General features: G+C 72.8%; 7 protein-coding genes. 5 read left to right on the top strand and 2 right to left on the bottom strand.

The annotated features are described in order from the left end of the window. Nucleotides 1-5: 5 nt before the first annotated feature. The 5 genes from WME89_RS40005 (at nucleotide 6) to WME89_RS39985 (ending at nucleotide 8,768) form a co-directional block, all read left to right on the top strand. Nucleotides 6-3,968, top strand: a complete 3,963-nt coding sequence (locus tag WME89_RS40005; protein WP_438004841.1) for a type I polyketide synthase — start codon at nucleotides 6-8, stop codon at nucleotides 3,966-3,968. A gap of 277 nt (nucleotides 3,969-4,245) precedes the next feature. Beyond that, nucleotides 4,246-4,653, top strand: coding sequence for a DUF7793 family protein (locus tag WME89_RS40000; RefSeq protein ID WP_438004840.1), 408 nt, complete (start codon nucleotides 4,246-4,248; stop codon nucleotides 4,651-4,653). Between the two features lie 89 nt (nucleotides 4,654-4,742). Then, nucleotides 4,743-5,756 (top strand): PAS domain S-box protein, encoded by a 1,014-nt coding sequence (locus WME89_RS39995; protein WP_438004839.1) that lies wholly within the window; start codon nucleotides 4,743-4,745, stop codon nucleotides 5,754-5,756. A gap of 100 nt (nucleotides 5,757-5,856) precedes the next feature. Further along, the gene (locus WME89_RS39990) at nucleotides 5,857-8,094 is read left to right on the top strand and encodes a DUF3160 domain-containing protein (protein ID WP_438004838.1); all 2,238 of its coding nucleotides are present in this window, start codon (nucleotides 5,857-5,859) and stop codon (nucleotides 8,092-8,094) included. Nucleotides 8,095-8,381: 287 nt separating this feature from the next. After that, nucleotides 8,382-8,768 (top strand): hypothetical protein, encoded by a 387-nt coding sequence (locus WME89_RS39985; protein ID WP_438004837.1) that lies wholly within the window; start codon nucleotides 8,382-8,384, stop codon nucleotides 8,766-8,768. Nucleotides 8,769-9,049: 281 nt separating this feature from the next. Here the strand turns inward: WME89_RS39985 and WME89_RS39980 are convergent, their stop codons facing one another. Beyond that, a complete protein-coding gene (locus WME89_RS39980) occupies nucleotides 9,050-11,308 on the bottom strand; it encodes an ATP-binding protein (RefSeq protein ID WP_438004836.1) in 2,259 nt (752 codons plus the stop codon). Continuing rightward, on the bottom strand, nucleotides 11,305-13,254 hold the full coding sequence (locus WME89_RS39975) for an ATP-binding protein (protein WP_438004835.1): 1,950 nt from the start codon (nucleotides 13,252-13,254) through the stop codon (nucleotides 11,305-11,307). Before WME89_RS39975 ends, WME89_RS39980 begins: the two co-directional genes overlap by 4 nt. Nucleotides 13,255-13,408 lie beyond the last annotated feature (154 nt).

Below are 13,408 nucleotides of genomic sequence, written 5' to 3'. Positions count from 1 at the left end.
CGCCGGTGACAGATTACGAGGCTCGTTTACGGCAAGCGATCGCCACCATCCGGGAGCTCCGATCCGAGCGAGATGCCCTCGCGCGCGCCAGGTCCGAGCCGATCGCCGTCATCGGCATGGCGTGCCGGTTCCCGGGCGGCGCGTCGACGCCGGAGGCCTACTGGCGGCTGCTCGAGGACGGCGTGGACGCGGTCATGGAGATCCCCGCCGAGCGGTGGCGCCTCGATCTGACGCCCGACGAGGCCCCGGATCCGCGGGCGCGCGCTGTCCGCTGGGGCGCCTTCCTCCGGGAGGTGGACCTGTTCGACGCGCGGTTCTTCGGCATCTCGCCCCGGGAGGCGATGACCATGGATCCGCAGCAGCGCCTCCTGCTCGAGGTGGCCTGGGAGGCCCTGGAGCGGGGGGGGCAGGTCCCGGAGCGGCTCGCGGGCACCAGCACGGGCGTCTTCCTGGGCATGAGCAACAACGATTACGCCCACCTGTGCGGCGCGTTCGAGCCCGGCGCGCAGGACATCCACGCCATGACGGGCAATTTCTTCTCTTTCCCCGCAGGCAGGCTGTCCTACACGCTCGGCCTCCAGGGGCCGAGCCTGACCGTCGATACGGCGTGCTCGTCGTCGCTCGTGGCGATTCACCTCGCGTGCCAGAGCCTGCGGAGCGGCGAGTGCTCGCTCGCCCTCTCGGGCGGGGTCAACCTCATCCTGTCGCCCGTGATGATGCGGCTCATCTCGACGACAGGGGCGCTCTCGCCGGACGGCCGGTGCAAGGTCTTCGACGCGGAGGCGAGCGGCTTCGTTCGCGGCGAGGGGTGCGGGCTCGTGCTCCTGAAGCGGCTCTCTGACGCGCAGGCCGACGGCGACCCCATCTGCGCCGTCATCCGGGGCTCGGCGGTCAACCAGGACGGCCGCTCCACGGGGATGACCGCTCCCAACGTCCTCTCGCAACAATCGATGCTGAAGAAGGCCCTGGAGAGCGCCGGCGTGCAGGCCTCGGAGATCGGGTATGTGGAGACGCACGGGACGGGGACGCCGCTGGGAGATCCGATCGAGGTCGAGGCGCTCGCCCAGGTCCTGGGGGGGCCGCGCGCGACCGAGGCCGGGTGTGTCCTCGGGGCGGTGAAGACGAACATCGGTCACCTCGAGGCGGCCGCCGGTGTGGCGGGGTTGATCAAGGCGGTGCTCGCCCTCCAGCACGGCGCCATCCCGGCGAACCTCCACTTCAGGGCGCTCAACCCGCGCATCAAGCTGGAGGGCACGTCGCTCACCATCCCCGCGCGCAAGCTCGCGTGGAAGGCGGGCGGCGCTGCGCGCCTCGCCGGCGTGAGCGCGTTCGGCCTGAGCGGGACCAACGCGCATGTGATCCTCGAGGAGGCGCCGCCGAGCGCCGCCGCCTCTGCGGGCGAGGCGCCGGTCGTGCTCCTGCCCCTCTCGGCGCGGACCCCGGAGGCGCTCCTCGCGGCGGCACGCGCGCTCCGCGATCTCCTGCGCGAGCCCGTCACCGGCGCGTCCCCGCGCCTCTCGGACATCGCCTACACGGCGAGCGTCCGGCGGAGCCACCACAGCCACCGCTTGGCCGTGGTGGGGAGCTCTCGGGAGGAGCTCGCGGCGTCGCTGGACGCCTGCGTCGAGGGACAGGCGCCTCCGGGGGCGACCCGGGGCGTCGCGGAGCCGGGAGCGCGGGCCAGGGTGGTCTTCGTGTTCTCGGGGCAGGGGTCGCAGTGGGCCGGTATGCACCGGGAGCTGTTCGCGGAGGAGCCGAGCTACCGCGCCGCGCTCGAGGCCTGCGACGCGCTCGTGCGGCGCCACGCGGGCTGGTCGCTCCTGGACGAGCTCGCGGCGCCCGAGGCGACCTCGCGCTTGCAGGAGACGGAGGTGGCCCAGCCGGCGCTCCTCGCCGTCCAGGTGGCGATGACCGAGCTCTGGCGGTCCCTGGACATCCGGCCCGGCGCGGTCGTCGGGCACAGCGTCGGCGAGGTCGCCGCCGCGCACATCGCGGGCGCCCTGAGCCTGGACGAAGCCGTCCGGCTGGTGGTGCTGCGCGGGCGCCTGATGCAGCGGACGAAGGGGCGCGGGAAGATGGCCCTCGTCGCGGTGCCGGCCGAGCAGGCGGCGCATGTCATCGAGTCCTCGGGCGATCGGCTCACCATCGCCGCCGTCAACGATCCGCGCTCGGCCGTGCTGGCCGGCGAGGAGGCGGCGCTCTCGGACGTGCTGCGCCGCCTCCACGAGGAGGGGGTGGACTGCCGCATGCTGCCGGTGAGCCACGCGTTCCACAGCGCGCAGATGGCGCCGCTGGATCGCGAGCTCGAGATCGCGCTCTCCGGGCTCTCTCCGCGGAAGGCGGCGCTGCCCCTGTTCAGCACGGTGACCGGCGCGCCGGTCGCGGGGAGCGAGCTCGAACCGGCGTACTGGGCGAGGAACATGAGGGAGCCGGTGCGGTTCGCGGGCGCCGTCGACGCGGCGCTGGCCGCGGGGCACCGGATCTTCCTCGAGGTCGGGCCGCACCCGGTCCTCTCCGGCCACCTCCAGCAGTGCTTCTCCACGCGGGGGGCGGAGGCTCATGCGGTCTCCTCGCTCCGGCGAGGGCTCCCGGCGCGGCGGTGCCTGCTGCAGTCGCTCGGGGCGCTCCACGCGCACGGCCATGCCGTCGAGTGGAAGCGCCTCTATCCGGCTGGAGGTCGCTGCGTCTCGCTGCCGACGTATGCCTGGCAGCGGACGCGGCACTGGGTCCAGCGCGAGCGACCGGAGGCGCCGGACGCCCCGGGCGCGCCGCGCGCGTCCGGCGGCGCGCCCGCGCCCGAGCCGGCGGGTGGGGCGGCGGCGAGCCCCCTGGTCGAGCGTCTCAGGGCGGCCACGGCCGACGAGCGCCGGCGGCTGCTGGAGGGGTGGCTGCAGACCTCCGTGGCGCAGACGCTGGGGCTGGACGGTCCAGAGAGGATCGCGCCGGGCGCGAGCTTGCTCGATCTCGGGCTCGACTCGCTGATGAGCCTGGAGCTCCGCAACCGGCTCGAGCTGAGCTTCAAGGTCAAGCTGCCGGTCAACCTGCTGCTCGAGCATCCGAGCGTCGCGGCGCTCGCGCGAGGCGTCGAGCGCACGCTGGACGCGCTCGATTTGCCCGCGTCGCCGGGCGGCGAGCGCGCGCGCCAGGACGGCTCCGCGCCGCGAAGGTCGCCGCTCGTCGCGATCCAGCCCGGCGGCGAGGGATCGCCGTTCTTCTGTGTACACCCGTTCGGCGGGCCGGTGCTCTGCTACACCGATCTCGCTCGCCACCTTGGGACGGAGCGGCCCTTCTACGGCATCCAGGCGAGCGGGCTGGACGACGGCGCCGCGCCCGACGATCGGATCGAGGACATGGCCGCGCGTTACCTCGAGGCCATCCGGGCCGTGAAGCAGACTGGCCCTTACCTGCTCGGCGGCTGGTCGCTCGGCGGGCTCGTTGCGTTCGAGATGGCCCACCAGCTCGTGAGGTGCGGTGAGCGCGTCGCGCTGCTGGCCATGATCGATGGTTACACCTCGATCCGGAGCACCCCTGAGCGCCGGCTGTGGCAGCTCGTCGAGTCCGCGAGGATGGCCCGCCCCGCGATGGCGTACGACGAGCTCCGCCGGCTCGACGAAGGCGAGCTGACGGAGCTCGTCCTCGGCGCGGCGCGCGGCGTGGCGCCGGGCTTCACCGACGCAGTCAAGCGGCTCGGGGCGGCTCACGGGCGGGCCGCTCGCTCCTACGTGATGCCCTGTTATGCAGGTCGTGTGGTCTATTTCAGGGCAGCGCAGCAGCCGCCGCCCGGCCCCTTCGGTCCGGTGACGGAGCCCTACGGGACTCTCTATCAGCCCTTGGATGGGATCTCGTCGCAACCGATCGAGATCCATGAAGTGCCAGGATCTCATCATACGATGCTCCGAGAGCCTCACGTCAGGGTCCTGGCAGAGCGGCTCAGGGAGCGCATGCTCGCCGTGGATATCCGCCCCTGAGGACCACAGTGAGGTGCGCGGGGCGCCGGGCGGCCGCGCCGCGCGTCGAGGGCAGAGCGGAGCACACGGAGCGCTCCTGTGGTCCCTCGCTCGACGTCTGCTCGGGCGTGCAGCTGCGCTGCTGTTCCCGAGGTGTCTACAATGAAATGCTACACTCCCCGATGGAACTCCTGTAACTACGGTAGGAGATGAAGAGGCAGCCCTGGGAGCGGCCGCTCTGGTGCGTCCACGGCGGGGGGGTCTCCAGGAGCGTTCTGTCGGTGTGAGGAGGACAGGGATGGGCAACAGTGCGGCAGTAACCTTCTCGTCCGGCAAGATCTGGCTCGACGAGGTGAACGGGATTGTCCGGGTCGAGTTCGCGCCCGGGACCCATCAGACACTCCAGATCGCCAGAGAGGTCATCGCCGGCATCAACACGATCGGCAACGGCGTGCGGCGGCCGGCGCTCGTCGATCTCACCAAGGTGAGGGCGATCGACCGCGACGCCCGGTCCTACTACGGAGGCCCCGAGTCGATGGCGAGCTGGCCTGCTCTGGCGATGCTGACCGACTCGCCCTTGAGCACGACCATCGCGAACATCTGGCTGGCGGTCTACAGCGCGATCAACGGGAGGCGCGCCAACCCGTCGAAGATTTTCTCCGACGAGACGGCCGCGGTCGAGTGGTTGAAAGGGTTTCGTTCGTGAGCGAAGGAGAGCCGTCGACCGACTCTCGTGTTGCGGAACTCTGCTCGGTCCTCCTTGAGGGGAATCCAGCGCTGGGCGTGGTCCCAGGCGTGGCCAGCTTCGACCTGGCGAAGCGCGCCGCCCAGGCGCTGGTGGAGGAGGTGCTCGACCGGCGAGCGAGGGAGGAGCGGTTGGAGCGCCGGCTCAACGAGATCATGGTGATGCTCAACTCCATCGTGTCGTTCGACTTCTCGAAGCGAGCGGAGGTCAGCGAGGAAGGCGACGCCTGGGACGCGCTGGCGCTCGGCCTGAACATGGTGGCCGAGGAGCTGGCCTCCAGGGTGGTGTCCAAGGAGTACGTCGATAACATCCTCCAGTCGATGAGCGATCTGCTCGTCGTCGTGGACAAGGCGGGCACCATCGCCAGCGTGAACGCCGCGGCGTGCCGCCTGTCGGGCTACGCCGCCGAGGAGCTCGTGGGCGCGCCTGCCAGCAGCATCTTTCCAGCCGCGTTCCCCTGCGCCATGGGCACTGACGAGAGCAGCATCCTGCTCGAGGAGACGGCGTTTCAGAAGAAGGCAGGGGAGATCATCGCTGTCTCTCTCTCGACCTCCGTCATCTCCGACAGCGTCGGGGAGAGCCAGGGGCTCGTCTGCGTCGCGCGAGATCTCACCGAGCGCAAGCGCCTCGAGGAGGAGGAGCGCCAGCGCCTCCAGCAGGTGGTGGAGACCCAGGCGCTCCTGCTCGAGGAGCTCTCGACGCCGCTCATGCCGATCGCGGACCAGATCCTGGCCATGCCGGTGATCGGCTCCGTGGACGATCGCCGCTCGATGCAGATCATGGAGACGCTGCTGAACGGCGTCGTGGCGCGGGAGGCGCGGATCGTCATCATCGATATCACCGGCGTGCGGAAAATCGATGCGCGGGCGGTGCAGGGCATCGCCAACGCGGTGAAGGCGGTCAAGCTCCTCGGCGCGCAGGTGGTGCTGACCGGCATCCGGCCAGAGGTCGCCACGGCGCTCATGGCACTCGAGTTCAACCTCGGTGGCATCTACACGTTCGGCTCGCTGCAGACTGGTATTGGATACGCCATGAAGCAGCTCCAGAAGCCCAGGCCGGCTTGACTTGACAGGCATCGTGGCCGCGACGGCGAGCCCGGCATCGTCCTTGCTCACGTCGGGCATGCCGCGCCCACGGAGAGGCGCGCTCTGAAAGGGGAACCCGATGCCCAGAACGCTCCTTCACTTTTCCATCGCCGCGATCCTCCTCGCCCTCGCCGGCGGCTGCTCCGGCGAGAGCCGCCCGCAGCCCGAGCCCGGCCCGGGCGGCACGGAGACTCCGCCCGCGCAGCTCGGGCCCGAGCAGCAGGCGGAGCTCACCGCGCTGCTCGGCGAGCGCGAGGCCTCGGCGGACATGACCGCCGGGGACTTCGCCTCGAAGTACGCCGTCGCCTTCGCCTCGAGCCTGCCCTACGCGCCGGCGGACGCGGAGCACCTGTCGCTCATCCAGGGCTCCTCGCTCGGCCTCGACGCGGACGAGCTCGCGAAGCTCTCGAAGAACGGCTTCGTCATCTCGGAGAAGAAGAGCTTCCCGACCTTCGTGTACGGATACGAGAGCATCTACGCGCTCGACCTGCCGCTCTACGTCTCCGCGGACTCGATCCTGTACGCGGTCCACCGCTCCTACGACGCGATCCTCAAGGCCGTGGAGCTCGCGGCGCTCGCCCCCGAGCTCACCAGGATGCTCGAGGAGATGCGCGCGCGGCTCGCCGCCGGCGCGGGCAGCGAGCTCGGCGACGAGGCGCGCGCCGACGCGGACCTCTTCACGGCCGTGGCGCTCGCGCTGCTCACCGAGGAGAGCGTCGCGCCCGTCGCGGGCGCCAGCGCCGCGACGATCGACGAGCTCGTCGCGGGCGCCAGGGCCCACCAGGGCACGGCCGAGGTGAGCCTCTTCGGCTCCGACCGGACCATGGACTTCTCGCAGTTCGAGCCCCGCGGCCACTACACCGACCAGCCCGAGCTCGGGCGCTACTTCCGCAGCATGATGTGGCTCGGCCGCGTGGACTTCCGCTTCCTGGAGACCCAGCCCGACGGCACGCAGCTCTTCCAGCGGCGGCAGCTCGAGGGCGCGTACGTGCTGCGCGCGCTCGCCGAGGCGAAGACCCTCGACCGCTACACGCGCATCGACGACGCGATCCAGGCCTTCGTCGGCGAGAGCGACTACATGACGCTGCCCGAGCTCGACGCCCTGCTCAAGGACCTCGACCTCAGCGACGCCGCCGGGCTCGCCGGCGTCGCGGACGAGCGGATCGCCGAGGTCATCGTGAAGAAGGGGCACGGGACGCAGCGGATCTCGAGCCACATCATGATCAACGGGCTCGGCAAGGGCACGCTGCCGCTCTCGTCGAGCTTCGCGATGCTCGGCCAGCGGTACGTGGTCGACTCGCACGTGTTCTCGAACGTCGTCTACGACCGGGTGCAGGGCGGCGCCGTCAAGCGCATGATGCCGAACCCGCTCGACGTGGGCTTCGCCGCGCTGGGCAACGATCAGGCGGGCCTGCTGCTCGGGTCCGAGCTCGGCCAGTTCCGCTACGCGCCCGACCTGCACATGATGCGCGTGCTCGTCGACGCGCACCCGGCGGACTTCTGGAGCAAGAACCTCTACAACCGCTGGCTCGTCGCGCTGCGGGAGCTGTCGCCGGCGCGGGCGCTCGCCGACACCGAGGGGCTGCCGGAGGTGGCGAAGACCGAGGCGTGGGGCCGGCGCCTGCTGAACACCCAGCTCGCCTCCTGGGCCGAGCTCCGGCACGACACGTTGCTCTACGCCAAGCAGTCGTACACCGGCGGCGCCACCTGCGAGTTCCCGGACGCCTACGTGGACCCGTACCCGGCGTTCTACGCGCGCATCGCCGAGCTGGCCGAGCACGGCGGCAAGGTCGTCGAGACGCTCGATCTCTCGAGCGCGCCGTGGCTCGAGGAGGCGATCCCGGCCTACTTCACGCGGCTCCACGACGTCGCGACGATACTCGGCGAGATGGCCACGAACGAGCGCGCCGGCGTGCCCCTCACGCAGGCGCACCTCGATTTCATCAACCAGGCGGTCAAGATCCAGATGGGCTGCGGCTCCCCCGAGGGCGCCGAGGGCTGGTACGCCGAGCTCTTCTTCAACGTGATCGAGGGCGTGACCCAGGATCCGACGATCGCCGACGTGCACACGCAGCCGACCGACGAGCTCGGGTCACCGGTCGGGCGCGTGCTGCACGTGGGCACCGGCCTGCCGCGGCTCATGGTCGTCACCGCCGACCCCTGCGGGACGCCGCGCGCGTTCGTGGGGCTCGCCTCGTCGTACTTCGAGAAGATCACCGAGGACTTCGCGCGCATGACCGACGAGGAGTGGGCCGGCGCGATCCAGGAGACGAGGCCCGACGACGTCGCCTGGATGAAGGACCTCGTCTCCCGCTGAGCCCCGGAGCGCGCGGCCCCGGCGATCGCGCGCCGACGGAATGTGCCGAGCTGTGCCGGCCAAGGTGTCCGTGGGGCAGTGTGATCACGGTCTGAGAGCGCCGCGACGGCGCGCTCCTCCGCCGGTTCGGCCTCGTCGCTATCCTCGACGAGCGGCGCCGCGGGGGCGGCGCGATCGACGGGGCTGCCGGCGACGCGGCGTTCTCCACCAGGGGCTCGATCGCATCGTCAGCTTCGAGCGAGCCGAGGCGCTGTTCCTTCAATCCCAGGTGCTCCGAGCGAGCGAAGGTGAGCGCCTGTTCGAGCGTCGTCCAGATTGAGATCAGCCTCGCGGACGTGCTCGCCGCGCAGGGGCGTCACGCGGAGGCCGAAACGTTCGCCGGCAAGGCCCTCGAGGCTGCGCCACTTCACGCCAGCATTGCTGCGCGAGGTGAGGCGCTCTCCAGCACCGGACAACATCCCCATCAATGGCAACTCGATGGTGGCCTCGCTTCGCAAGATGGGGCGCTGGCGCTCTGCCGGATCGCCGCGAGCCGCTCGGCGCTCGGTAGGCCGGACGCGCGCGAGGCGGCACAATGGGCCCTCGACGCGCTCCGCGCCGAGTTTGAGGAACAGGAGCCGTTCCGGAGGGAGACGGAGCTCCATCTCTTGCGCATCCTCGGGCTCGACGCCTGAAGCTCGGTCCGAAGTGAGCTTTCTCACGACAGCCTGCTCACGATAGCCTCGGGTTGAAATTCAATTCACCCCCACTACCTGCGGACAGCCTCCAGGTTGAAATTCAATTCACCCCCATCACCTGCGGACAGCCTCCAGGTTGAAATTCAATTCACCCCCGAGCCTGCGGACAGCCTCCGGGTTGAAATTCAATTCACCCCCGAGCCTGTGGACAGCCTCCAGGTTGAACCGCAGCCGCCGCGGTGGCCTCAAACACCGCTCCCCAGCGAGCCGCGCACCCTTCACGCCGCCGCGGCCGCCGCCTGAAAAGCCCGCGAGAGCTCCTCCGGGGCCGGCAGCGCCGAGCTCACGAGCCCTCGCCGCGCGACCGCGAGCCAGCGGATCGGGTCGACGACAGCGCCGCTCGTGATCGCCGCGAGCAAGCGGCGTCGCATCCAGTCCTTGCGGCGGTAGAAGCTCGTGCCGTGCTCGGCCATGGGGCGCGGGACGTAGCTCGCCAGCGAGACGTGCGTCTTCTCGTGGAGCAGGAGATCGGTGAGCGCGGTGAACGCGACGGCGTCGTCGCGCAGGAGCACCGCGGTGAGCAGCGCCCGCACCCGCGCCGAGGCGAGGTTCACGCTGATGCCGCTCCCGTCGGTGTGCGCCATCTCGTCGGGGCCGTAGAGGTCCTGGTGCGCCCAGATCGGCGACGTCGGCAGGTCCGCCGACTCGGAGATCGCCGCGTCGAGCCGCTCGATGATCGTCATGGCCGCGGCCGCGGCGCGGACGCCGGGCACGTCGGCCGCCGTCTTCAGGAGCACGTCGCGCGAGGTGCGGGGCATCGGGCACGGCGCGGCGCCCGGCGGCCGCGGCGGCGCCGCCGCCGCGGCGGGCTGGGCGTGCTGCGCGGCCGCGCCCTCGGTGGCGAGGCGCCGCCAGAACGCCAGCGCCAGCGGCTCGTCGAGCGCGAGGTACACGAGCTCCCCGGGCCGCGCGCCCGGCGCCCCGGCCGCTGGCTCGGGCGCCGCCGACGAGGCGCCCAGCGGCCAGCGGGCGGTGCTCCGGGCCTGGGTCGACGGCAGCAGCGGGGCGCCCTCGAGCGGGCGGAGCACGCCGGCACGGTGGGCCTGGAGCAGCTCGCGCAGCGTGAGCGCCGCGCCGCGCCAGTGGAGCTGGCCGAGGGGCGCGGGCGGCGCCCCCGGCGGCCGCTGGCCTGCGTCGACCACGATCGACCGGAAGAGGGGCGCGTCGAGCAGCCCGCCCGCGAAGCGGATGACCTGCTCGGGCGCCGCCACCGTGGGCGTGCGCGCGAGCGGATCGAGCTCGTCCGCCGCCTGGGCGGAGGCGATCATGATGCTCTCGCCGAGCAGCGCCGCGTGCACGAGCCGGTCGAGCACCGACGAGAGCCGGTGATCCACCGCGCGCAGGAGCTCGCGGTCGTACAGGGCGTCGCGCAGGATGAAGCGCTCGAACGCAGCGACGAGCGCCGCCTCGACCGCCGCGGACGCGCTCGCCGCGACCGCGGAGCGGCCCTTGTTGAGCGGCACGCCGAGCGGCAGCTCCGCGACGAGGCCGAAGCCGGCCGCCGTGATCGCCCGCGCGAGCTCGCGGTGCAGCCCGAGCTCCGGGCCAGGGAAGGGGTCGACCCGCGTCGCCACGGTGAGCCCCTTCTGGGTGATCGTGAGCTGCGGCTCGACGCCGTCGCCCCGGCCCACGAACAGCTCGAGCGCGCCGCAGATGTCGCCCGACGGCGGCAGCCGGAGCGGCACCTCCGCGGCGCGGCGGAGGCGCGCCCGCGCCGTGTTGACGAGCGCGCCGTCCACGTAGATCCGCGCGACCGCCGGGTCGACAAGCCCCGCCGCCGCGGCGATCTCCGCGGCGAGCGCCGGCCGCGAGATCGGCTGCGCCAGCGAGAGCCGCACCGAGGTGCCCGTCGCCGGGCGGCGCGGCGGCGCCGGCACGCGCCCGGGGCGCGCGGCGTGTTCCCCCGCGGGCGGCGAGGGCGTGGGAGACGGCCGGGGCAGGGGCAGCAGCGTCCACGAGAAGTCCTCGTGGCGCGGCCCCGCGCCGAGCGGCGCGACGAGCAGCCGGTGCCCGCCCGAGGCCGTCGCCGTGACGACCTCGATCCAGGGCGCGATCTCCAGCGCCGAGAAGAAGCCGATCCCGTGCTCGCCGATCGCGTCGAGCTCGCCTGCCTTGCCGCTCCGGAAGGGGACGAGCAGGTCGGTCAGGAGCTCGGTCCGGGTCATGCCGCGGCCCTGGTCGGTGACCGAGATCTCGCGCCCGTCCTCGGTCGAGCGGACCTCGATGCGCGCGCCGACGGGCGAGGCGTCGAGCGCGTTCTGGAGCAGCTCGCGCAGCGGGCCGATCCGCGACGACGCTTGCGCGTAGATGGTGCGCGAGAGGATGCGCTGCGCGAGGTCGGGCACCGTGGCCTCGCTGCGGCAGGCGGCGACGAGCGCGAGGCGCTCGGCGCTGCTCGCCTCGAGGTAGGCCTCGGCGCGGCCGTGGATCCGCACGAGGAGCAGCTCCGAGAAAAGCCCGTAGGAAATCTGGGTCATGGCTCGCCTCCGGACGTCCTTTCACCGGGCCGGGACGCGGCGCAGGCCGCCCCGTCCACGGGTTCGCCGACGATGAGATCGCGCTCGAGATCGGCCTCGCGCACCCCGGAGGCCCGGTCGAAGGCGGCGCGCAGCGCGTACCAGTCGCTCCAGCCGGAGGGCCGCCGCACCGCCGGGCTGTCGTCGCGGATGAGCAGGAGCCGGCGCGTCCCGAGGCACGGCAGCGGGCCAGCAGGCCGCCGCCCCGCCGCCTCAGGGAGCGGGGGCGCGCCCGGAGCCCGGCGCGGCGCCGCGCCGTCCGCGCCGCCGCGGTCGGGCGGGAGCCGGCTGCGGCAGAGGGCGACCATGGTCGTGTGCGGGTTCGCCGCGCGGGCGAGCAGCAGCGGCAGCCCCGCGAGGTCGCCGCGGCGCCGCGCGAGGGCCGAGAGCGTCTCCGCGGGGTCGAGCTCGAGCTCGTCCTCGAGGAGCTCGCGCTCGCCGGGCAGGTACGGCTGCCACTCGCGCTCCGCCCAGAAGCTCTCGGGCACGAAGAGCCGCTCGGCCACGCTCGGCCCGAGGAACCCGAGCAGCGCCTCGCGCCGCTCGGGCGTCACCATGCAGCGGCCGGGGCCGAGCAGGGCGCGCGCGAGATCGCGGGCCACCTCGTCCCAGCCCGCGGACTGCAGCATGAGGGCGCTGATCTGCGCGGCCATCTCGGCGAGCCGGTCGCGCGTGCGCCGGCCCTCGCCGCTCGCGGCGGCGAGCTGGATGAGCCGCCGGTAGAAGGCCGTCGCGACAGCGGTGAACTCCGGCCCGACCTTGAGCGCGTCGCGCCCCTCGGTCAGCTCCACCGCGGCCGGGAAATCGATGAGCGCGAGCTCGGCGAGGGCGAGGCAGGCGTCGACCTTGACGCCGGCGTGGAAGGTGGCCGCCGAGATGCTCGGGAGCAGCCCCCGCCCGCCGACGTGGAAGCGCGCGAGGAGCGCGCGCTCGTGCGCCTCCTCGGCCTCCTCGAGACGCGCGCGCGCCGCCCCCGCGGGGCCGCCCGCCCCGGCGCCCGGCGCGCCCGCGCCGGCGGGGCCGCCCGCCCCGGCGAGGGCTCCACCGGGATGCGCGATCCGCTCCTGGACGAGCTGCCCGCCCGAGATGAGCCGGCCGTCGTTCACGGCGGCGCCGTCGAGCAGCACGAGGGCGCGGCTCGCGGGGAAGAAGTGGAGCGCGTCGCGCAGGTACACGCGCACCGCGCTCGCCTCGAGCAGCGCCGACGTGACGCGCACGCGCGTGCCGAGCAGCGGCGCGATCCGGCGGACCGAGCACATGAGGGCGGCGGCGAGCTCGGGCGCCGCGCGGCCGCGGGCGCTCCCGACCTCCTCCGGCGCCGAGGTGGGCGCGTCCGGCGCGTCGCCCGCGCCGGGCCAGGCCACGACGCGGATCGCCCACCCCTCGATGCCGTCGCCGGTGGTGAGGTGCAGGCTGAAGCTCTCCGGATCCGGGAGCCCGAACCCGAGCACCGAGAAGAACCCGACGCCGAAGCGGCCCAGATCGATCCCGGGCCGCTTGTCTGTCGCGAACGGGATGAGCAGCCGTGAGAGGATTGCCCGCAGCCCCATGCCGACGCCGGTGTCGCAGACGTCGACCCGCCCGTCGGTGACGGTGACGTCGACGAGCGGCTGCGGCGCGCGGGCCGCGTCGGCGGCGTTGAGCACGAGCTCGATGAGCGGCCGGAGCGGGTGACCGAACTGCCGGGAGATCTCCTCGTCGAGGATCTTGAGCAGGTACGCGCGATCGATGGGCGGCTCCGCGAGGTCGCGCTGCCCTGCGCACAGCGCCTCGAGCGCCGGGCGGTGCAGGCCGACGGCGACGAGCTCGTGCAGCGATCCGAGGAAGTACAGCCCGGCATCCCCTGGCAAAGGCGCGGCGCGTCGGCTGCCGCCCCCGTCACCGCCCGCTCCGTAGTGCGCGTGCACGCTCGACTGCTCCCCCTCACGCCCGCCCTCGACACCTCCCTGCGCGAAGTGCGCGCACCCACCGTGCGAATGCGCGCCGAGTGAGCGCCGAGCGGCGAACGATCGGCGGAGCTTTCACCGCCCGTGCCGAGCCGAGCTGTCGGGCGTCGACCGT

The organism is Sorangium sp. So ce321 (assembly GCF_051530195.1).
GTDB lineage: Bacteria > Myxococcota_A > Polyangia > Polyangiales > Polyangiaceae > Sorangium.
This window is presented reverse-complemented; position numbering and strand designations above follow the sequence as displayed.

Excerpts from the sequence above, each read along its gene's own strand:
- WME89_RS40000 (WP_438004840.1), top strand. The coding sequence starts at position 4,246 with ATGGGCAACAGTGCGGCAGTAACCTTCTCGTCCGGCAAGATCTGGCTC.
- WME89_RS39980 (WP_438004836.1), bottom strand. The coding sequence starts at position 11,308 with ATGACCCAGATTTCCTACGGGCTTTTCTCGGAGCTGCTCCTCGTGCGG.
- WME89_RS39990 (WP_438004838.1), top strand. The coding sequence starts at position 5,857 with ATGCCCAGAACGCTCCTTCACTTTTCCATCGCCGCGATCCTCCTCGCC.